We start from the raw sequence: 20,031 nt of genomic DNA on the forward strand, positions 1-20,031 counted from the left end.
ACAAAGGGTACGTCATGGGGCGACGGGAGACAATCGGGGGGCAATGAGGGGGTTGTGACAAAATTGTTGCGCGCCTCAAGGTGAGGTGGATCACACCAAAAAGTTTATATGTTAAAAAAAAATCGCAATATGGCGATTCAAGTGTGATCTGAAGCGACGGAAAGGCGATTCCAATCAAACTTTGGTTGATTAATTCAAAAAAACGCTGTGATTAATAGTGCCTTTTAACTAGAGTCATCTCATCGGATGAGGTGAGCGTTATCCCGTTGTTAACGAGCGAGCACGATCCCTCTGTATTACGACTCCCCGCCCGTGTTTGTTGCAATCAGGTTGCCACAGGGAGTGGCGGCCGGATGGCCGGGGCGGAGGAACAAACAGGACGAATAGCTGGAGTTCCAGGGAAAGGAACCGGGCCCAGGCCCACTGACAAGTTAAGATCCCACTTTCCTTGATGACAGGAACACCCCTATGTCTGACATGAACATTGCAGTTGAAGGCAGCTTGAGCAAAGCCTCCTCCCGTGGCATCAACAAGGCCGACGTGGTCTGGATGCTGGGTCTGTACGGTACCGCCATCGGCGCCGGTGTCCTCTTCCTGCCGATCAATGCCGGTGTCGGTGGCCTGTGGCCGCTGGTCGCCATGCTGATCCTGGCCCTGCCGCTGACCTTCTTCGCCCACCGTGGCCTGACCCGCTTCGTGCTGTCCGGCTCCACCCGTGACGGCGACATCACCGAGGTGGTGGAAGAGCACTTCGGCAAGACCGCAGGCAAGTTCATCACCCTGCTCTACTTCTTCGCCATCTACCCCATCCTGCTGATGTACTCCGTGGCCATCACCAACACCGTCGAGAGCCTGATGGTGCACCAGCTGGGCATGACGGCACCTCCCCGTGCCATCCTCTCCCTGGTGCTGATCCTGGGTCTGATGGCGATCGTTCGCCTGGGCGGCCAGGTCATCGTCAAGGCGATGAGCGTGCTGGTCTTCCCGTTCGTGGTCACCCTGATGGGCCTGGCGGTCTACCTGATCCCGCACTGGAACGGTGCCATCATCACCGAAGCCCCGGCGCTGGGTGAGGCCTTCAACGGCGACTTCATCAAGACCCTGTGGCTGGCCATCCCGGTGATGGTGTTCTCCTTCAACCACTCCCCGATCATCTCCTCCTTCGCGGTGGACAACAAAGGCCGCTACGGCGCCAACGCCGAGAAGAAGTGCAGCAACATCCTGCTGGGCGCCCACGTCATGATGGTGATGACGGTGATGTTCTTCGTGTTCAGCTGCGTGCTGAGCCTCTCCCCGGCTGACCTGGCGGCGGCCAAGGAGCAGAACATCTCCATCCTCTCCTACCTGGCCAACCACTTCGACAACCCGGTGATCGCCACCGTGGCACCGCTCATCGCCATGGTTGCCATCAGCAAGTCCTTCCTGGGTCACTACCTGGGGGCGCAAGAGGGCATGAACGGCCTGATGGCCAAGTCCCTGCGCGAGAAGGGCAAGAACGTCGACGTCAAGCAGCTGAACAAGGTGACCGCGGTCTTCATGATCCTGACCACCTGGGCCGTGGCCACCATCAACCCGAGCATCCTCGGCATGATTGAAGATCTGGGCGGCCCCATCATCGCCATGCTGCTCTTCCTGATGCCGATGTACGCCATCGCCAAGGTACCGGCCATGCGCAAATATGCCGGCAACCTCAGCAACGGCTTCGTCACCCTCATCGGCCTCATCGCCATGTCCGGCATCATCTACAAGCTGATTGCCTGATGACAGCGTTCATCCCTGTGAGAAAGCCGCCCCCCGGGGCGGTTTTTTTATGGGCACAAATGCTTAACAAAGCGGTGGTGGCGGCCTAACATGGCGGGATGTTTTTCTAGACGGGACAACAGGATATGTCTGGGTTGAAAAAGGATCTCGGGCTCTGGCAGGGGATGGGGCTGCTCGCCACTTCCCTGCTCGGTACCGGGATCTTCGTGGTACCGGCCACCGCCGCCTCGCTGGCGGGAGGGGCGTCGCTGTGGGCCTGGTTGCTGCTGATTGCCCTGGTGCTGCCCATCGCCTTTACCTTCGCCCGCCTCGGGCGGCGTTATCCCCACGCGGGGGGCGCCCCCCATCTGATTGGCCTCGCCTTTGGCAACGGCGCCGAGCGCTTCTCCGCTTTCCTGTTTCTGGCGGTGCTGCCGGTGGGCCTGCCTGCCGCCCTCACCATCGCCGCCGGTTTCTGGCACGCCCTGTTCGACATGGGGGAGTGGACCCTCTGGGGTATCCAGCTGCTCACCCTGCTCGGGGTCTTTCTGCTGGGGCTGCGGGGAGCGCGCTCCTCCGGCAACCTGCAACTGCTGATCGCCCTGGCCATTCTGGGGCTCACCCTGCTTATCTGGGTCAAGGGGGATCTCAGCTGGCGCGATGCCGCCCAGCCTCTGCCAACGGCGAGCGAGTGGCCCGCCATGGGCTCGGCGCTGGCGGTGATGTTCTGGTGTTTCGTGGGGCTCGAGGCCTTCGCTCACATGGGGGAGGAGTTCAAGCGGCCAGAGCGGGACTACCCCCTTGCCCTGCTGGGGGGCGTGCTGCTGGCGGGGCTCATCTACTGGGTGCACTCGCTGGTGGTGCTCAAATATGACCTCTACGGGGACGAGGCGACCAATGCCACCGCCATTCCGGCCCTGCTCTCCCTGCTGTTCGGCCCCACCGCCAAGTGGCTGGTGGCGGTGCTGGGCTATCTCTCCTGCTTCGCCAGCATCAACATCTACCTGCAAGGTTTTGCGCGCCTTATCTGGAGCATGGCGCGGGAGGGCAAACTGCCGGTCTCCCTCTCTCGCCTCTCGGCCCGGGGCGCTCCCCTGCATGCCCTTGCCTGGGTGCTCGCCATCTGTTTCGTCTCCATCACCCTGATCCTCTGGCTGCGTCTGCCCCTCGATGCGCTGATCCGCTACGCCAATGGCAACTTCGTGCTGGTCTATCTGCTCTGCATGGCGGCGGGCTGGCGCTTGTTGTCGGGGACCGGCAAGGGGCTGGCGGGCCTCAGCGTGCTGCTCTGCACCCTGGTGCTGCTGGCCCTCGCTACCCAGGTGCTCTATGCCGTCGTGCTGAGCCTGGGGTATGGCGGCTTCTCCCTGTGGCGGCGCAGACGCCGCCGCTCGGCGTCCGATGAGGGTGTCTGCGCCATCAAGTAACTCCCGAAAAAAAGCCCCGCAGTGCGGGGCTTGTTGTTGCGGGTCACAGGCTGGCGGGCAGGTCGCTGCGCAAGATGGCGTAGTGGCGCAGGGAGATGAAGCCATCCCCCTTGCGCTCGCACTCCCGCGCCGTGCCCTCGTAGTGAAAACCGGCCCGCTCCAGCAGGCGGGCGGAGGGGAGGTTGGGCTCCTCCACCACTGCCAGCAGTCGGTGCAGGTCGGTGGTGCGGTAAGTGATCGGTAGCCAGAGTTGCAGCGCCGCGCTCATCACCCCCTTGCCCCAGTGTTCGGGATAGAGCCAGTAGCCCAGCTCGGCACACCGGTGAGTCGGGTCGGCATCGTTGTAGCCGATGGCCCCCAGCGGCTCGCCCGAGAGTCGGTCGCGAATGAGATGCCAGGCGCCACGGCCGGTGCGGGTCAGCTCGGCATACCAATCCATCTGTGCCCGGCATGCCGCCAGGCTGTCGTAGCTGACGCCGTAGTAGGCGACGACCCGGGGATCGGAGAGGCCGCGGAAGATATGGGGCAGGTCGGTGTCGGTGACGGGATCCAGCCTGATGTGGGGTGGTGCTGATGTCATGATGACTCCTTGCGGCCAGCCGTGGCTGGCCGCGTGTGTTGCGTCATAAGAGATAGATGATCCGGGCTGGCGTCAGGCAAAGCCGAGGCGCTCGGCAAGGCGCGCCAGCTCGTCACGCCACTGCTGCTGCAGGCGCGGGGTCTGGTGCCTGGGCTTGCGGGCCAGATCGGCGGCGAGCAGGGCATCGAGCTCATACCAGCGCGCCAGCAGCGCCTCTTCGTCATCCCCCGTGGCGGCCGCGGTCTGCGGGTCACCTGATCGAGCCGGGCTGCCCGCCTGCGGCAAGGGGGCATCGCCCAGCAGCTCGGCATAGGCCCGCTCAGCTCTGTGAGCCTCCTGGATGCGCCCGTCCTGTATCAGCCAGAAGCGGTTGCAACTGCGCTCGATCAGCTCCCGGTCGTGGGAGACCAGCAGCACGCCCCCCGGGAAGGCGGCAATGGCGTCAGCCAGCTCCTCCTTGCCCGCCAGATCCAGGTGGTTGGTGGGCTCGTCGAGCCAGAGCATGTGGTGGCTGCCGAGGGACAAGGCGAGAAACAGCAGCCGTGCCCGCTCCCCCCCGCTCAGGGTGCGCACCTGCTGGCCGTGGCGGACATAGGGGAAGCCCGCCCGGATCAGCGCCTGACGCCGAGCCCCTTCAGGAAGGGGGGCCAGCGGGTAGAGGGCATCGCTCAGGGTGGCGTCGTCCGCCAGCTGCTGCAGGGACTGATCGTAATAGGCGATGCTGGCGCCGGGGTGGCAGTACCAGCCTGCCTGCGGGCTCTGCGCGGCCAGTTCGCGCCAGCACTGGTGCAGCAGGGAGGACTTGCCGGTGCCGTTGGCACCGAGCAGGGCGACCCTGTCCCCTGCCCGCAGCCAGAGTCCCTCGGCACGCAGCAGCGGCGGCAGTGCCGGTGCCGGCGATACATCGAGGGCCTCCAATCGCAGCAGGGTGTCGGCGGGCAGGCTCACTCCGCGCAGCTCGAGCCGCCAGGGGGCCAGCGCCGCCACCTGGCTCTGCTCCTCCTGCAGGCGGGCGATGCGTTTTTCCATGGACTTGGCCTGGCGCACCAGCTTCTCGTTGTCATGCTCCCGCCCCCAGATGGCGAGGCGCTTGCTGCTGGCGCTCAGGCGGTCTATCTCCTTTTGCTCGTCCGCCCGGCGCAGGCGGGCCTGCTCATCCTCGGCAGCCAGCGCCGCCCTGGCCTGGCTGCAGGGCAGGGCGAAGCGGTGCAACTGGCCGTCTCGCAGGATCAGGGTCTGAGCCGTGACGCGGTCCAGCAGGCGAGCGTCGTGGGAAACCAGCACGAAGGCGCCGCGCCAGCCCAGCAGAAACTGCTCGAGCCAGAGCAGGGCGGGCAAGTCCAGGTGGTTGCTGGGCTCATCGAGCAGCAGCAGGTTGGGTTGGCGCAGCAGGGCGCGCCCTATCTGCAGCCGGCTGTGCTGGCCACCGCTCAGTGCACTGACCGGCAACGTGGCCTGGGCCTCCAGCTGCAGTTCGGCCAGCAGCTTGTCCACCTGCCATTCGGCGGCGGGGTCATTGCCCAGTGCATCCAGCAGCACGGCGCGGGTGCTGAGGGTGGAAAGCTCGGCGGGCAGTTGCTGGGCCACGAACTCGCAGCGGCAGGCGGCGGCCTGCACGACCCGGCCGGCCTGGGGCGTGCGCTCGCCCGCCAGCAGCGCGAGCAATGTGCTCTTGCCGCAGCCGTTGGCGCCAATCAGGCCGAGTCGGTCGCCTGCGCGAATGCCGAGTTCGAGATGGTCAAATAAGGGAAGGTGCCCCGCACTCATCTGCAGGGAATGGGTACTCATCAGGGTTGTCATGCTCTTGCTCTCTTAAATCGCGGGATGGGAAATCCCTGTCATCAGGAGCGCTGGCGACAACGGCAGAGTCGAGAAAGGTCTCGGTATGGAAGGGAGTCGGCTTTGCTCGAACCCGCTATCGCAGCGCGATGGTATGCAGGCAAGAGCACTTGAATGTGCCGAACAGGCGAGCCGAGAACATCGGACACGCTTGGATAACCATTTTTTACCTCCTTGTGTTTCGTTATGGCAGGGTGCGGCGATTATAGGCACAGAAAAAAACAGGCGTCCATCCGCCCTGTGGGGGGCCGTGGGCACCGCATCGGGAGGCGCGGGGTAAAAAAACGCCCCGTGATACGGGGCGTAGGGGTTGTCAGTCGCGGGGGGTCTTGAGGGCCTCAATCACATCGTCACTGGGGGCCAGTCCCTCCACGTGGTTGAAGCTCTCCAGCCCCTCCTGGGGATTGATGGTGAGGGCGTCGGCGCTCAGGTAGCTGCCGCTGCCGGCGCTCTCCACCACGACGATGACTTCAGGCTGCTTGTCGCCGTTGAGATCCAGCAACTTGATCTCCTTGATACTGCCATCGCGCGGCAGCACCTTGCCGTCGATGAACTGATCCAGCGGAAACTGCGGGTTGGCACCGGAGTAGAGGCGCACGTCGTAGCTGCCGGTGGAGGCGGGCTCGCCGCGCCCTTCGCTGACGGTCACCACCTGTCCGGAGGGGAGTGTCAGCTGTTTGAAGAAGCCGTCCGCCGCCTGGCTGGCGAGGGGCAGGGTGAGCAGGCCGAGAGTAAGGAATAAGGCTTTCATGGAGAGGACCCTTGTTGCTGCTTGTGTGTCTGTGACGGGCAGGGGACGCTTCCCTGCCACGTCGGAAGCGGGCAGGGGGCCGCTGGTCGGCCGCCCCCTGCCCGGGTTGTCATCACCATATCTTGACCCGTTTGGCCGGGTCCAGATAGAGCTTGTCGCCGGGCTGGATCTTGAATGCCTCGTAGAAGGCGGGGATGTTCGGTACCACGCCGTTGACCCGGTATTCCGGCGGCGAGTGGGGATCCGAGGCGAGCAGCATCTGCATCAGCTCGGGGCGATACATGCCCTTCCACACCTGGGCCCAGCCGAGGAAGAAGCGCTGCTCGCCGGTAAAACCGTCCAGCACCGGGGCCTCCTTGCCATCCAGGGAGAGCAGGTAGGCCTTGTGGGCGATGGTGAGGCCGCCGAGATCGCCGATGTTCTCTCCCAGGGTGAACTGGCCGTTGACGTACTGGCCCTTGATGGGCTCGAAGCGGTTGTACTGGGCCACCAGCCGGCTGGTGCGAAAGCGAAACTCCTTGAGATCCGCCGGCGTCCACCAGTCGCGCATCACGCCGTCACCGTCGGATTTGGCCCCCTGATCATCAAAACCGTGGCCCATCTCGTGGCCGATCACCCCGCCGATGGCGCCGTAGTTGACCGCATCGTCCGCCGTCATGTCGAAGAAGGGGGGCTGCAAAATGGCGGCCGGGAAGACGATCTCGTTGTTGCTCGGGTTGTAGTAGGCGTTTACCGTCTGGGGGGACATGTGCCACTCGTCCCGATCGACCGGCTTGCCGAGGCGCGCCAGGTTGTCGGCGTATTCGAAGGCGCGGGCCCGCTGCAGGTTGCCCACCAGATCGTCGGGGCGAATGGTGATGGCGCTGTAGTCCTTCCACTTGTCCGGGTAGCCGATCTTGGGTCTGAACTTGGCGAGCTTCTCGAGGGCCTGGGTCTTGGTGGCCGGGGACATCCAGTCCAGCTCCTGGATGCTCTGGCCGTAGGCGGTGCGCAGGTTCTCCACCAGCTGCTCCATGCGGGCCTTGGCCGCTGGCGGGAAGTAGCGCTCGACATAGAGCTTGCCCACCGCCTCCCCCAGGTTGTTGTCCAGTACCCCGAGGGCCCGCTCCCAGGGGGCGCGCTGCTTGGGCGTGCCGCTAAGAGCGGTGCCGAAGAAGGCAAAATTCTGGGCATCGGTCTGGCTGTCGAGGTAGGGGGCGTAATCGGTGATGAGCTGCCACTTGAGGTAGGCCTGCCAGTCAGCGACCGGAGTCTGCTGCATCACCTCGTTCAGAGCCGAGAGGTAGGTGGGCTGGCCGATGACCAGGCTCTGCTGCCCCGCAAGGCCAGCCTGGGCCAGGTAGGCGTCCCAGTCGATGGCGGGGGCGAGGCGCCCCAGCTCGCTCACCGGTCCCTTGTTGTAGTTCTTCTCTCTGTCTCGCAGGGCCACGTTGTCCCACTGGATCTGGGCGAGCCTGGTCTCGAGGGCCAGGATGCGTTTCGCCTTGGCCTGGGCATCCGTCTCACCGAAGCGGCTTAGCATGGCGGCGATGTGTTGCTCGTACTTGTGCAGCAGCGCCTGGCTGTTGGGGTCGCGCTTGAGGTAGTAGTCCCGATCCGGCAGGCCGAGGCCGGCCTGGTAGAGGTAGACGGCATAGCTGTCAGGGGCCTTGGCGTCGGCGTCTATCCAGAAACCGAAGGGGGAGCCGCCACCGGTGCGGGCGCTCTGGGCGAAGGCGCGGGCGAGATCCTGCGGTGTGCTGATCTGCTCTATCTCGCTCAGCATCGGCAGCAGGGGTGTGGTGCCCTTGGCGTTGCGGGCGGCCTGATCCAGATAGCTCTGGTAGAGGTCGTGGATCTGCTGGGCCGGGGTGCCGGCGGCGGCTTTGCCATCCAGCCCCTCCACCAGCACTCGCACGTCCGCCAGGGATTTGTCCCGCAGCAGGTAGAAGGCGCCGTCGGCGGGCCTGTCATCGGGGATCTTGGCCGTGGCGAGCCAGTGGCCGTTCACGTAGCGGAAGAAGTCGTCACCAGGCTTGACGCTGGTGTCCATGTTGGCCAGCGCAAGGCCGGAGTGTTTGTCCGGTTGGCTCGGTGCCTGACTGCAACCGGCCAGCAGGGCCAGCCCGACGAGGGTGGCCAGGATGTGTTTCTTGTTGTTCATTATGGTTTTATTCCAATTCGGGTTATATGGCTTCCTTGCCCACGCAGGGAGCGATTCACTCTAGCAGCCGGGTTAGCGCTTGATAAGCCCGACTCTGCTAAGATCGGCCTGGTCGTATTGGGGAAGCCTATGATTTCTCGTATTTATTCTCGTTTTTGTCAGACCCTGCCCGCGCCGGAAGGTTCCCGCGGTCTGCTGGTGGCTTTCAGCGGCGGGCTCGACTCCACCGTCTTGCTGGTGCTGGCGGCCCGTTTTGCACGCGCCCACGGCCTCGCCCTGAACGCCCTGCACGTTCATCATGGCCTGAGCCCACATGCCGACCACTGGGTGGCTCACTGCGAAGGGGTGTGCCGGCAACTGGCGGTGCCCCTCATCGTAGAGCGGGTGCAGCTCTGTCGGGGCAACGGGGAGAGCCTGGAGGCCCAGGCGCGGGCGGCGCGTTATGAGCGACTCGCCGCCCACCTGGGGGAAGGGGAGTGGCTGCTCACCGCTCACCATCAGGACGATCAGCTGGAGACCCTGCTGCTGGCGCTCAAGCGGGGTGCCGGTCTGCGCGGGCTGGCGGGCATGGTGGCGAGCCAGCCTTTTGCCGCAGGCCATCTGTTGCGCCCCTTGCTCGACATGAGCCGGGCCGAGCTGGCGCAAGCCGCGCAGTCACTTCCTTATGGCTGGGTTGAGGATGAGAGCAACGAGGACCCGAGCTATGACCGCAACTTCCTGCGCCAGCAGATCATCCCCCTGCTCAAGGACCGCTGGCCCGCCATGGCCCGGACGACGGCGCGCACCATGGCCCTGTGCGCCGAGCAGGAGGCGCTCATCAGCGAGCTGGCCGAGGCGGACTGGCAGGCGGTGGGTGAGGGAGAAGGGCTGCGCATTGACGGACTCCTCTCCCTCTCCCCCGTGCGGCGCAACAACCTGCTGCGCCACTGGATCCGCCGTCAGGGGGGAGAGATGCCCTCCCGCGAGCTGCTGGGCCTGCTGTGGCAGGAGGTGGCGCTGGCGCGTGATGACGCCAACCCCAGGCTGAGCCTGCAAGGGCTGGCGTGTCGCCGCTATCAGGGGCGTCTGTACCTGGTGGCGCCGGATCTCGCCCCCCGCGAGGAGGTGCTGCCCATCCGGATGGAAGAGACGCTCACCCTGCCGGACGGGCTCGGGCAGTTCAGGCTCTGGAGAACGGATGGCGAAGGGTTGCGGACACCGAGCGGGGACGAGCCGCTCTCGGTGCGTTTTCAGGTCGCCCCCGGCGTCATGCTGAAACCGGTGGGACGGGTGGGCAGCAGGCGGCTCAAGAAGCTGCTGCAAGAGTACGGGGTGCCCTCCTGGCAGCGGGGGCGCATTCCCATCCTCTACTACGGTGAACAGGTGGCACTGGTGGCCGGGCTCTTTGTCTGCGACGGATTTCTGGCGCCAGAAGAGGGGGTGGCGTGGGAGTGGCGGCCCCCCGTCCCCCAGGATGCGGATTGACATCGCAGAGTGACAGGGGGCCGGGAGGGGAAGGGTGATGCCCTATTCGGGCAGGCCGGAGCCCCCGGCTTTCTTGCGGGCGTAGAGATGGGTATCGGCCGTCTCGTAGAGGCGCTGCACATCCATGCCAGACTGCCAGCTGGCGGCTCCCAGGCTGCACCCCACCGAGAAGGCGCTGAGCTCCTTGTGGCTGTGGAGCACATGTTGCAACCGCAGCCAGACCGGGCGCCAGGCCTCGGGGTCCGCGGGTTGCAGCAGCAAGGCAAACTCGTCCCCGCCGAGGCGAAACGCCTGATCCGTCCCGCGAATGCACCCCTGCAGCAACTGGGCGAAGCGGCTTAGCACCAGGTCGCCCACCGGGTGGCCCCAGGTGTCGTTCACCTGCTTGAATCTGTCGAGATCCAGCAGCACCAGCACCAGGCCGTGGGGTTCCCGGCTGTGTTGCTCCACCGCCCGGCCGATGGCCTCGTCGAAGTAGGCGCGATTGCCAAGCCCGGTCAGGTGGTCGAGCCGCACCTGCTGTTCCAGCCGATCCAGCTGCAGATAGAGGGGCAGGGGGAGACTGAACAGCTGATGATATTGCTCAAGCAACCGCCTCTGGCCGTCGCTCAGGGGGTGCTCCAGCTCGTAGTGCAACTGGCCGAGCAACTGCTCGTGTCGTCCCCGCAGCTCGAAGTGATAGGCATGCAGGGTCAGCCTGGCCTGGGGCGGGTGCGAGATGAGGGGGTGGGGCTGGCCACAGTCGAACTGGAGCGAGTGGATCCGGACAATGTTTGCCACCCGCTCGGCAAAGATTGCCAGCAGGGCGTCAAGATCCCGTTGCCCCAGCAACTGCTCTATCTGCTGATAGCGGTCCTGCCCGGTCAACGGCGCAAGCCGCTCCATCTGCTGTACCCACTGCTCTATGCCATGTCCGAAGCCGTTCAATGACGATGTGTTTTCCACGTTACAGCCCTTACACCTCTCCATTCATTGCGCAGGCTCTTGCAAGCCCTGTGCCTAAAATATGTCCGATGAAAAACAAGGGGACTGGCTAGGCTTAACGGGATGAAACGGGAGGGGAAATCCCTGCCGCTGAGCGAGTGGCGTGCCATATGGGGAGTGGGCGCTGTGCTTGCTGTGTCAGGGAAGAGGGCCCGGGCAGATGAAGGAGAGGGATGGGTGTACGCCGATGTGTTGATCCTGCTGATCTTCGCCGTTGTGCTGGTGGCCATTTTCCGGCGCCTCGGCCAGCCGGTGATCCTTGCTTATCTGTTTGCCGGCATGCTGCTCGGCCCCCATGGCGTGGCCATCGTCACGGGTCAGGCCATGATGCAGACCATAGGGGAGCTTGGCATCGTGTTCCTGATGTTCTCCCTCGGGCTCGAGTTCTCCCTGCCGCGTCTGCTCGCCATGCGCAAGCTGGTGCTGGGGGTCGGCAGCCTGCAGGTGCTGCTCACCTCACTGCTGTTTTTCGGGCTCGGCTGGTGGTGGGGGCTGAGCCTGGCCCAGGCGCTGGTGGTGTCAGGCACCCTGGCGCTCTCCTCCACCGCCGTGGTGATCAAGCAGCTCGGCGAGCTCAAGCAGCTCCATACCCGGCGAGCCCAGCTCGGGGTGAGCGTGCTGCTGTTCCAGGATCTTGCCGTGGTGCCCCTGCTGGTGATGATCCCCATCCTGGCCCAGCCCGAGGTGCAGGGCAGCGCCCTGCTGGCGGAGGTCGCCTGGGCCTCCCTCAAGGGGTTGTTTGCGCTCTCCGTGCTGCTGGCGGTGGGGAAGTGGCTGCTGCCCATGCTGTTTTTCGAGGTGGCGCGCGCACGTTCAGACGAACTCTTCGTACTGAGTGCCCTGCTGGTGGCATTGCTGGCGGCCTCCCTGACCCAGTGGATGGGGCTCTCCATGGCGCTCGGTGCCTTTCTGGCGGGCATGATGTTGGGGGAGTCTCACTATCGTCATCAGCTCGAGGTGGACATCAAGCCGTTTCGCGACGTGTTGATGGGGCTCTTCTTCATTACCATCGGCATGACCATGGACTGGGCGCTGGTGGCGGGCGCCTGGTGGCAGGTGCTGGCCTGTGTGACGGGGCTCATCCTGTGCAAGTCGCTGCTGATATTGCTGGCGGGCCGCCTGATGGGGGAGCGCAAGCGCGACGCCATGGCCGCCGGCATCATGTTGAGCCAGGTCGGGGAGTTCGGTTTTGTGCTGCTGGCGCTGGCGCTGGCGAGTCATCACGGCTTGCTGGATCACCAGCTGGTCTCTCTGCTCATCGGCATCGGTGTCATCTCCATCGCCCTCACCCCCTGGCTGGTGTTGCGGGCGCTGGGGCTTGCCCACTCCCTCACCGACAGTGCCCTGCTCTCTCGCGCCGAGGTGGCTCAGTCGGGCCTGAGCAAACACCAGCACGTCATCATCGCCGGGTTCGGACGCACCGGCCAAACCTGTGCCCGCTTTCTCAAGCTCGAAGAGATCCCCTTCCTGGCCCTGGATCTCGATCCCGAGCGGGTGAGCGAGGCCAAGCTGGCGGGGGAACAGGTGGCGTTCGGCGATGCCAGTCGGCGCGACATCCTGCTGGCTGCCGGTCTGCTGCGGGCGCGGCTGGTGATCATCACCTTCGACGATCGCAAGCGGGTCGATGCCATGCTGACGCTGATCCGGGAGCTGGCGGGGGAGAGCAAGGTGCTGGTGCGTACCCGGGATGACAGTTTCCTCGAACACTACAAGCAGGCCGGCGCCTTCGAGGTGATCCCCGAATCCCAGGAGGGAGCCCTGATGCTGGTCTCCCACCTGCTGCTCAACTGCGACATTCCCATCGGCCGGGTGATCCGGCGCATGGAGCACGAGCGCAGCAGCCAGTATCGCTTTTTGCACGGTTTCTACTGGGGCGGCAAGAGTGCGGGCAATCTGGAGACGGATCAACTGCTCGAGCGGCTGCATCCCGTGTTGCTGCACGACCAGGCCTGGGCGGTGGGACACAGGGTACGGGATCTCGCCCTGGGAGAGGTGCGCATCAAGGCGATTCATCGCGGGGAGCGCAGCCTGGATCCCAGGCGCGAGCTGGTGCTGGCGGCGGGAGATACCCTGGTGCTTTTCGGCACGGCCGTGGCCATGGAACAGGCGGAGCAGCGCCTGCTGGAGGGACGCTAGGATCTCCTTGCCATGGGATAAGGCCCCTCAGGCCTCTTCGCGAAACTGCTGCTGCCTCCCGCTGCCCGGCAGGTCGAGGAAGGCCTCGATGCGCTGGCGGTGATCCAGCGCGTCCTGGTATCCCAGCTTGATGAGCCGCTGGCAATAGCCGGGGTCAAACATCAGGAAGCTGGCCAGGCTGCTGCTCTCTTCGCCGTTGACCCCGAGCACCCGCAACAGACGGCGCAGCTGGGTCGGCAACCGTGGGAGGTATTCGAGGGCGATGAGGTCGAGATCCTGGCTGGGGCGGATCACGCAGGTATCCACCTGGCGCAGTTTCAGCCGACTGCGCTCCCGTGCCGGAATGAGGGAAAGGGTCTGGTTGATGCGCCCGAGCCGCTCCAGATCCGAATTGAGGGTGTCGGAGAAAACGGTGTTGAGCAGATGGCTCGCGATGTTGGAGCTGGTCAGGTGCCCCTGGCGGGGAGTCGGGTTCTCCCTGTGAGGGGAGTCCAGGGTCACCAGCAGTATCCGCTCCGCCCCCAGATGGATGGCGGGGCTGAGCGGACTCAGCTGGTGGATGGAGCCATCCCCGTAGACGCGATCGCCTATGGGGGTGGCGGGAAAGACGAAGGGCAGCGCCGACGAGGCCAGCAGGTGATCCGAGGTGAGCAGGGTACGCAGGCCACGTCGTCTGGCGCGCTCCCAGGGCTGATGTTCGGCCCGCCCCTGGAAGAAGGTGGTGGAGAGGCCGTCATCGTAGTCGGAGGCCGTGATGGCGATGGCCTCCAGGCTGCCGTAGAGAATGTTGTCATCGATGCGGTGATAGTCGATGAGCTGATCCAGCAGACGGCGCAGGGGGGCGTTGTCAAACAGGTGAAAGGCTCGGTTGCTCTGGGGGGTGATGAGGCCGGCCGAGCCCTGATAGAGGGTGCGCCACAGCAGTTGGCAGGGGTGGAAGTCGAAGATGTGGTGGGTCTCGAATCGTCGCCAGACCCACTCCAGCTTGCGCACCCCCAGATGGAAACAGGAGGCGTAGCACGCCAGCGCCGTGATGTTGAGAGCCCCCGCCGAGGTGCCGCACAAAATGGGGAAGGGGATGCCGATGTTGCGGGGGTAGAGTTCGGCCACCGCCTTGAGTGCGCCGACCTGATAGGCGGCGCGGGCACCACCACCGGTCAGCAGAAGAGCAGTATTGGGTCTGGCCATGAGGGTGCGCCTTATCGTGATCGCCAGGGCGGGTTGCCACCGCGCAATTCAACTATAAGACGTTGTATACCGGATAAAAATGGGCCGCACGCTCAATTTTTGCGGCCCGTTTCATTTTCAGTTTGCCAAGGGCGTCTGGCTCAGTTGATCGAAGGCGGCGAAGGCTGGAGGGCTTGCCAGAATACGGCCATGGCCGAGCCCCCGGGTGCTCACCAGCCGGGTGCGGCCATCCTGGGCCGCGCGCAGGGAGTCCCGGTGGGGGGCGAAGCGGTCTTCCTCATCGTGCACGATGAGGGCGGCGCCGCTGCGCCGGGCTAGCCGGCCAAGGGGGTCAACCGTGCTGAGCGGGTGCTGGTATTCGTGTTCTATCTCCTTGACCACCGCATCGAACAGCCGGATGGAGTAGCCGGAGCGCGCCACCATGCCGTAGAGCTGGGGCACGTAGTCGAGCACCGGGGAGATGAGCAGCAGCGGCAGCGCATCCATGGCAGGGTGACGGCTGCTGAGGGTGACGGCGCCCCCCATGCTGTGGGTGACGACGCCCTGGACGGGGCCGACCCGCTCGAGGATCTCGTCGAAAGCGCGCACGAAGCGGGGCAGGTGGCCCTTGTTCCCTTCACTCCGGCCGTGGGCGGGGTGATCGTAGGCGAGGGCCGTATAGCCCTGGGCGGCGATGTGGCTCATCAGCGGATAGAACTGGCTGGCACTGCCTGACCAGCCGTGCATCAGCAGCCAGACCGGCCCCTGGCCGAGCCGGTAGCTCATCAGGGTCCCTTCACTGGTGTGGATGGCCTGCTCGACCACGCCGGCCGGGGCTTCGACGTCCCGGGTCGCCCGCTGCGGGGTGAGCAGCAGCTTGCTGGCGGTGCGCTTGGCGTGGGTGGGCGCGAGCACGTGATGCAGGCGGGTGCCGAGGCCCAGCAGCAACTTGCTCGGGCTGAAGCGGCGTGTGTTGAAGTAGATCTTGCTGCTCATGGTCATCCTGTGTCTTTTGTGTGCGAACGGTCGTGCTTTTTTGCGGCTTTTTAAAAAGAAGAGCCCGTCGGGTCAGCGCCAGCTGGCCAGCAATTGTTCCACCTCGGGCCAGAAGTGGCGGGCCGGATCCTCGCTGAGCCCCAGGGCATGGAACACCTGATCCCCGAGATAGAGGCCATAGAGGCGATAGACGGCGCGCCAGGGATCGAGATCGCTGCGCCACTCCCCTCTGGCCTGCCCCTGCACTACCTGGCGTGCCAGGTAGTCGAGCCAGAAACGGACCAGCTCGCGTGCCGCCTGCTGGACCTCACCCTCCTGGGCGGAGGTCCAGGCATCGAGGAACATGCAGCGGCCGGCAAAACTCTGGTTCCAGGCCAGCCAGGCCTGCAACAGGGCGAGCAGTTTCTCCTGCTGGGTGGCGTGTCCCTGTTGGCGCACCGGCTGGATCACCCGCTCCCGAAATACCTCTGCGGAATGGGTGAGCACGGCGATTTGGAGGTTGTCGCGGGACTGGAAGTGGGCGAACAGACCGCTTTTTGACATCTCGCAGGCCGTTGCGAGGGAGCCTATGGTGAGGCTCTCCAGCCCCTGCTGGCTCGCCTGCTCGAATGCAGTCTGCAAAATGGTGTCGCGGGTCAGACGTCCCTTGCTCATCCGGCTCTCCTCTCTCTGGGCTGGCAGCATAAAGTACGACCGTGCTAATTGTCGAGCCGCAAATGGTGCAGGGAGGCCGTTTCCGGCTGCCGCGGGGGGCAAGAGAGTCTTCTGGGAGGCGGGTGTGGCTGGCTTGTTACGAGCCAGCCGGGGACGAGCTCAGTCGTCCTTGATATCCATCTGCTGGAGGGCGATGACCGCCTGGGTGCGGTTCTTGGCCCCGAGTTTGCGGAAGGCGGAGTGATATGGGCTCTGATGGTGGCAAGGGGCTCAACTGTTCTTGATATCCATCTGCTGGAGGGCGATGACCGCCTGGGTGCGGTTCTTGACCCCAAGTTTGCGGAAGGCGGAGTGATATGGGCTCTGATGGTGGCAAGGGGCTCAACTGTCCTTGATATCCATCTGCTGGAGGGCGATGACCGCCTGGGTGCGGTTCTTGACCCCGAGTTTGCGGAAAATCGCGGTGATATGGGCCTTGATGGTTGCCTCGGAAACGTTGAGCTCCCAGGCGATCTGTTTGTTGAGGCTGCCATCCCGCAACATGATGAGCACCTTGTATTGCTGGGGGGTGAGGCTGGCCAGCTTGGTGGCGAAATCGGGCCCTTCGCCGGGCTCGGGATGGAGGGAGATGCCTTCCGGCACCCAGTTGTCCCCCCCGATCACCGTATTGAGGGCGCTGACCAGCTCTTTCATGGGGACGGACTTGGGAATGAAGCCGAGCGCGCCCAGGCGCAGCACCTGCTGGATGATGGCGGGATCCTCGGAGGCCGAGACCACGACGATGGGGAGATCCGGGTGATGTCCGCGCAGATAGGCCAGCCCCTCGAAGCCGTTGGCCCCCGGCATCTTGAGATCCAGCAGCAGCAGGTCGACGTCGGGATGTTCATCGAGCAGGTGGCTCAGGCTGTCGATGGAGTCAGCCTCCAGCAATCTGGCGTCGTCGATGGCCATGTGCACCGCTTGATAGAGGGCGCCCCGAAACAGGGGGTGGTCATCTGCGATGACGATGGTAAATTGGCTGTCCATAGCTCACATTGTTGCTAACCGATTGTTTTGAAAAATCAAACTAGCACTGCTACCCAAGTGGGTCAAACCCGCCAGTACGCAAATGTGAGGTGGTCATCGGATGTCGTGCCACGGGGCCGGCGGGATGGCCAGTAAACAACCCATGCAGGAGGCAATCGATGGGATCCCTGGTTTTGACGGTGGGCACGGGCTCCACCTGGGCAATGAGAACGGCGCTGGTGCTGGCCATGAGCGGGCTCAAGTGGCAGGAGCAGGTCTTCGATCTGGAAGATGCCAAGGAGCTGCAACGGCTCAAGCGCACGGCCCCCGCCGGCCTGGTGCCCTGGCTCGACGACGGTGAGCTGCGTATTCACGACTCTCTGGCCATCGCCGAATATCTCCACGAGTGTTGCCCGGAGCGCCACCTTTATCCGGTGGACAAGGCCGAACGGGCCCTGGCCCGCAGCCTGTGCGCCGAGCTGCACGCCGGTTTTCGTCAGATCCGCACCCTGCTGCCCTTCTTCCTGGGGGCGCCCACCCAGAGTGAACCGCCGGTGGAGGTCATTGACGAGCTGGCCCGGTTGCAGACTCTCTGGTCCCAGGCGCGGGGGCCCTTCTATTTCGACGAGGCGAGCATTCTGGATGCCTTCTATGCGGTGATGGCCTATCGACTGGCAAGCTATGGCATTTCGCTGCCCGGTCAGGCTGGCGCCTATCAGCAGGCCTTGCTGGCCTGGCCCCTGTGGCAGGAAACCCTGCTCAGGGCGAGGTTGCAGTGGCCAAAGGCGGCCCGCCAGTCTGATTGATGCGGGCGTCGGCAAGACAGAAAAGGGGAGCCATCGGCTCCCCTTTTTATTCAGGCCAGGTCGCTATTTCTGCCGACCCGCGAAGACCACGACCACTTTGTCTTCTCCTTTCTCCCGCACGAAGCCATAGGGGACATCGGAAATCTTCTTGTGGCTGCCCGCCGCGATGGCAGGGTGGGCGGCACGGAACTGGCCGAGCCGTTGCCAGTGCTTGACCAGCTCCGCCTTCTCGCCACTCGCCAGCTCCTGCCAGTTCATGTCCGAGCGCACGCTCTGATCGAACACGCCGCCATCCTTGGCCAGTCCCCGGCCGGACTCGTCGCCATAGTAGATCTGGATGCCCCCCGGCAGCAGCATGAAGCTGTTGGCCACCCGCCGTTGCAGCGCCACGTCCTGATAGTCGCCGAAGAAGAGCTTGGTGTCGTGGGAGCTGATGTAGCTCAGCACGTTGAACTCGGGATCCTGGTTGATGCGGCTGGCGTAGCTCGCATAGGTGGGCTCTGCCCCCGCCATGCACTGGGCCTGGGGCAGGGCGAATTCACGCTGGTAGTCGAAGTTGATCAGGGAATCGAAGCCGTGCTGGTACCAGAAGTCCTTGGCGACCCCGTGATCCCACACCTCGCCCACCATGTAGAAGGGAAGGTCATCGAGGGCCTTGCCCGGGTTGGCGGCCTTCCACTCCTTGAGCGCGTCGGTGCCCGCCTGCTTGAGCCTGGCCCAGACCGCGGGCTCCAGGTGCTTGACGGTGTCGGCACGGAAGCCGTCGATGCCGAAGCGGCGCACCCAGTCGGTGTGCCAGGCAATGAGGTAATCGGTCACGGTGGCGTTGGGCAGGGCCTTGGCCCTGGTGTCTTTTTTGGCAGCGAGCAGCGGTGGCAGCCCCACCGATCTGGTGGATTCGGTCAGGAAGTCCGGCAGTCCCGCCACCGAGCCGGTGACGTCGTCGGTGCCGGGTTGCGGGTAGCCGGGCAGGCCGGCCCGCACCCAGTCAGGGCCCCACCACTTGTCCCAGTGGGATGACTGGTAGTCGATGAACTGGTTGTAGCCATGCCAGTTGAGGCCGCCGCTCGGGCGCCATTCGTTCCAGCGACTCGGCAGCTTGCCGGTGTTCTGGGTGAGATCGGTGAGCCCCAGATCCTGCAAGTCGGCGAGGGTGGCGTAGCCTGCGTGGTTCATCACCACGTCGAGGATGATCCGCATGCCGCGCTTGTGGGCCTCGTCCACCAGGGTTTTCAGGCTCTCTTCGTCGCCGTAGTTGGGGTCGATTTTGGTGAAGTCGAGCGCCCAGTAGCCGTGGTAGGCGTAGAAGGGGAAGTTCCCCTGTTCGCCACCGCCGATGAAGCCGTGGACCTGTTCCACCATGGGGGTGATCCAGATGGCGTTGATGCCGAGTTGCTTGATGTAGTCGAGCTTCTCGGTCAGCCCCTTGAAGTCACCGCCATGCCAGGTGGCCACTTCGTCCTGACCATCCTTCTGACGACCGAAGCTGTGATCATTGGCGGGATCGCCGTTGTGGAAGCGGTCGGTCAGCAGAAAATAGACGCTCGCCTGATCCCAGCTGAAGGGAGCAGGCTTGGCGGCCTTGACCGGCTCGAGCAGCAGCAGGCCGCCGCTCTCCTTGCTCGGTGTCAGGGTGATCTTGCCGCCTTTGACCACGGCTTCCTGTCCCGAGTAGGCATCCCGCAACCGGGTGCCGTCGGGCCAGACGCCCTTGAGTGATGTCGTGACCGGGCCGCCATCCCAGCTGATGCAGGGCTCTTCCGGAGGCTGGCGTTTGAACTCGCTCTTTTTGGTTGCCCGCAACACCTTGAGGCTGGGGGTATCGGGGTTGAAGGTGAACTCGTAGTCCCCCGCCAGCATCACCCTCAGATTGAAGTCTGTCCCCTTGCTGCACTTGTCCATGGGCTGGGCGGTGCCGAAGGGAAGGGGCCTGGCCTCGGTTGGCCCGAAGCTGGTGCCGCAGCTGTTGCCCGCATCGCTGATGCGGATCTGGTGGCTCCCCTTGTCCAGTCTGTGGGTCAGGGTGACGGTGCCCTTGTCCAGCGTCAGCGCCTCGGCCACCGGTTTGCCATCCACATGGAGATAGACCTCGGGGGCCGCCATCGCCTGACCGATGAACAGCGGTGTGGCGAGCACGGCCAGCCACAGGGGTGATGGGCGAAGAGCGGGGCGCGAAGAGAGACGCATAAGCCATTCCTTGAGCAGAGTGTGAGGAGCAGGGTCCGTTGAGGCACTCATTCTAGGGCGCGCTGGGGCAGGCTTGGACCGGTAAAATACCGATTTGTGACGTCAGTTCAAATGGTTACGTTTTCAAGAATGGAAAAGTGTGAACCGGGTGT

At 64.4% G+C, this 20,031-nt stretch carries 15 protein-coding genes; 5 read left to right on the top strand and 10 right to left on the bottom strand.

Annotated features, from left to right (window positions below; translation table 11 throughout):
* Window positions 1-468: 468 nt before the first annotated feature.
* Window positions 469-1,761 (top strand): HAAAP family serine/threonine permease, encoded by a 1,293-nt coding sequence (locus H7R73_RS05870; RefSeq protein ID WP_039039437.1) that lies wholly within the window; start codon window positions 469-471, stop codon window positions 1,759-1,761.
* Between the two features lie 125 nt (window positions 1,762-1,886).
* Window positions 1,887-3,167, top strand: coding sequence for an L-methionine/branched-chain amino acid transporter (gene yjeH, locus H7R73_RS05875; protein ID WP_041211297.1), 1,281 nt, complete (start codon window positions 1,887-1,889; stop codon window positions 3,165-3,167).
* Between the two features lie 43 nt (window positions 3,168-3,210).
* Here yjeH and H7R73_RS05880 read toward each other — a convergent pair whose 3' ends face one another.
* The 4 genes from H7R73_RS05880 to H7R73_RS05895 all read right to left on the bottom strand — a co-directional run bounded on the left by H7R73_RS05880 (window position 3,211) and on the right by H7R73_RS05895 (window position 8,480).
* Window positions 3,211-3,747 carry a GNAT family N-acetyltransferase gene (locus H7R73_RS05880; protein WP_103260643.1) on the bottom strand — a complete coding sequence of 179 codons (537 nt, stop codon included), beginning with the start codon at window positions 3,745-3,747 and terminating at the stop codon, window positions 3,211-3,213.
* Window positions 3,748-3,819: 72 nt separating this feature from the next.
* Window positions 3,820-5,547, bottom strand: a complete 1,728-nt coding sequence (locus H7R73_RS05885) for an ABC-F family ATP-binding cassette domain-containing protein (protein WP_103260642.1) — start codon at window positions 5,545-5,547, stop codon at window positions 3,820-3,822.
* Window positions 5,548-5,899: 352 nt separating this feature from the next.
* Window positions 5,900-6,337 (bottom strand): PliI family lysozyme inhibitor of I-type lysozyme, encoded by a 438-nt coding sequence (locus H7R73_RS05890; RefSeq protein ID WP_010673427.1) that lies wholly within the window; start codon window positions 6,335-6,337, stop codon window positions 5,900-5,902.
* A gap of 112 nt (window positions 6,338-6,449) precedes the next feature.
* On the bottom strand, window positions 6,450-8,480 hold the full coding sequence (locus H7R73_RS05895; RefSeq protein WP_041214694.1) for a M13 family metallopeptidase: 2,031 nt from the start codon (window positions 8,478-8,480) through the stop codon (window positions 6,450-6,452).
* 129 nt (window positions 8,481-8,609) lie between these two features.
* Between H7R73_RS05895 and tilS the strand changes: the two genes are divergently transcribed.
* Window positions 8,610-9,944 (top strand): tRNA lysidine(34) synthetase TilS, encoded by a 1,335-nt coding sequence (tilS, locus tag H7R73_RS05900; protein ID WP_103260641.1) that lies wholly within the window; start codon window positions 8,610-8,612, stop codon window positions 9,942-9,944.
* Between the two features lie 42 nt (window positions 9,945-9,986).
* Here tilS and H7R73_RS05905 read toward each other — a convergent pair whose 3' ends face one another.
* Complete coding sequence (locus H7R73_RS05905; RefSeq protein ID WP_103260640.1) at window positions 9,987-10,913, bottom strand: GGDEF domain-containing protein; 927 nt, start codon at window positions 10,911-10,913, stop codon at window positions 9,987-9,989.
* 192 nt (window positions 10,914-11,105) lie between these two features.
* Here H7R73_RS05905 and H7R73_RS05910 point away from each other — a divergent pair, with 192 nt between their 5' ends.
* Window positions 11,106-13,064, top strand: coding sequence for a monovalent cation:proton antiporter family protein (locus H7R73_RS05910; protein WP_182951559.1), 1,959 nt, complete (start codon window positions 11,106-11,108; stop codon window positions 13,062-13,064).
* Between the two features lie 27 nt (window positions 13,065-13,091).
* Here H7R73_RS05910 and H7R73_RS05915 read toward each other — a convergent pair whose 3' ends face one another.
* The 4 genes from H7R73_RS05915 to H7R73_RS05930 all read right to left on the bottom strand — a co-directional run bounded on the left by H7R73_RS05915 (window position 13,092) and on the right by H7R73_RS05930 (window position 16,907).
* Entirely contained in the window at window positions 13,092-14,252 is a 1,161-nt protein-coding gene (locus tag H7R73_RS05915) for a patatin-like phospholipase family protein (RefSeq protein ID WP_103260639.1), read from the bottom strand.
* A gap of 117 nt (window positions 14,253-14,369) precedes the next feature.
* Window positions 14,370-15,227, bottom strand: coding sequence for an alpha/beta hydrolase (locus H7R73_RS05920; protein ID WP_103260638.1), 858 nt, complete (start codon window positions 15,225-15,227; stop codon window positions 14,370-14,372).
* Window positions 15,228-15,299: 72 nt separating this feature from the next.
* Window positions 15,300-15,881, bottom strand: a complete 582-nt coding sequence (locus tag H7R73_RS05925) for a TetR/AcrR family transcriptional regulator (protein WP_042864251.1) — start codon at window positions 15,879-15,881, stop codon at window positions 15,300-15,302.
* Between the two features lie 381 nt (window positions 15,882-16,262).
* Entirely contained in the window at window positions 16,263-16,907 is a 645-nt protein-coding gene (locus tag H7R73_RS05930) for a response regulator transcription factor (protein ID WP_041214700.1), read from the bottom strand.
* Between the two features lie 158 nt (window positions 16,908-17,065).
* Between H7R73_RS05930 and H7R73_RS05935 the strand changes: the two genes are divergently transcribed.
* On the top strand, window positions 17,066-17,692 hold the full coding sequence (locus tag H7R73_RS05935) for a glutathione S-transferase (protein ID WP_010673436.1): 627 nt from the start codon (window positions 17,066-17,068) through the stop codon (window positions 17,690-17,692).
* Between the two features lie 63 nt (window positions 17,693-17,755).
* Here H7R73_RS05935 and H7R73_RS05940 read toward each other — a convergent pair whose 3' ends face one another.
* Window positions 17,756-19,879, bottom strand: coding sequence for an alpha-amylase (locus H7R73_RS05940; protein WP_042864249.1), 2,124 nt, complete (start codon window positions 19,877-19,879; stop codon window positions 17,756-17,758).
* Between the last annotated feature and the right edge of the window lie 152 nt (window positions 19,880-20,031).

The sequence above is a fragment of the Aeromonas sp. WP2-W18-CRE-05 genome, assembly GCF_014168615.1.
Taxonomy (GTDB): Bacteria; Pseudomonadota; Gammaproteobacteria; order Enterobacterales; family Aeromonadaceae; genus Aeromonas; species Aeromonas caviae.

Excerpts from the sequence above, each read along its gene's own strand:
- H7R73_RS05870 (WP_039039437.1), top strand. The coding sequence starts at position 469 with ATGTCTGACATGAACATTGCAGTTGAAGGCAGCTTGAGCAAAGCCTCC.
- H7R73_RS05920 (WP_103260638.1), bottom strand. The coding sequence starts at position 15,227 with ATGAGCAGCAAGATCTACTTCAACACACGCCGCTTCAGCCCGAGCAAG.
- tilS (WP_103260641.1), top strand. The coding sequence starts at position 8,610 with ATGATTTCTCGTATTTATTCTCGTTTTTGTCAGACCCTGCCCGCGCCG.
- yjeH (WP_041211297.1), top strand. The coding sequence starts at position 1,887 with ATGTCTGGGTTGAAAAAGGATCTCGGGCTCTGGCAGGGGATGGGGCTG.
- H7R73_RS05940 (WP_042864249.1), bottom strand. The coding sequence starts at position 19,879 with ATGCGTCTCTCTTCGCGCCCCGCTCTTCGCCCATCACCCCTGTGGCTG.
- H7R73_RS05885 (WP_103260642.1), bottom strand. The coding sequence starts at position 5,547 with ATGACAACCCTGATGAGTACCCATTCCCTGCAGATGAGTGCGGGGCAC.
- H7R73_RS05895 (WP_041214694.1), bottom strand. The coding sequence starts at position 8,480 with ATGAACAACAAGAAACACATCCTGGCCACCCTCGTCGGGCTGGCCCTG.
- H7R73_RS05880 (WP_103260643.1), bottom strand. The coding sequence starts at position 3,747 with ATGACATCAGCACCACCCCACATCAGGCTGGATCCCGTCACCGACACC.
- H7R73_RS05935 (WP_010673436.1), top strand. The coding sequence starts at position 17,066 with ATGGGATCCCTGGTTTTGACGGTGGGCACGGGCTCCACCTGGGCAATG.
- H7R73_RS05915 (WP_103260639.1), bottom strand. The coding sequence starts at position 14,252 with ATGGCCAGACCCAATACTGCTCTTCTGCTGACCGGTGGTGGTGCCCGC.
- H7R73_RS05930 (WP_041214700.1), bottom strand. The coding sequence starts at position 16,907 with ATGGACAGCCAATTTACCATCGTCATCGCAGATGACCACCCCCTGTTT.
- H7R73_RS05905 (WP_103260640.1), bottom strand. The coding sequence starts at position 10,913 with ATGGAGAGGTGTAAGGGCTGTAACGTGGAAAACACATCGTCATTGAAC.
- H7R73_RS05925 (WP_042864251.1), bottom strand. The coding sequence starts at position 15,881 with ATGAGCAAGGGACGTCTGACCCGCGACACCATTTTGCAGACTGCATTC.
- H7R73_RS05890 (WP_010673427.1), bottom strand. The coding sequence starts at position 6,337 with ATGAAAGCCTTATTCCTTACTCTCGGCCTGCTCACCCTGCCCCTCGCC.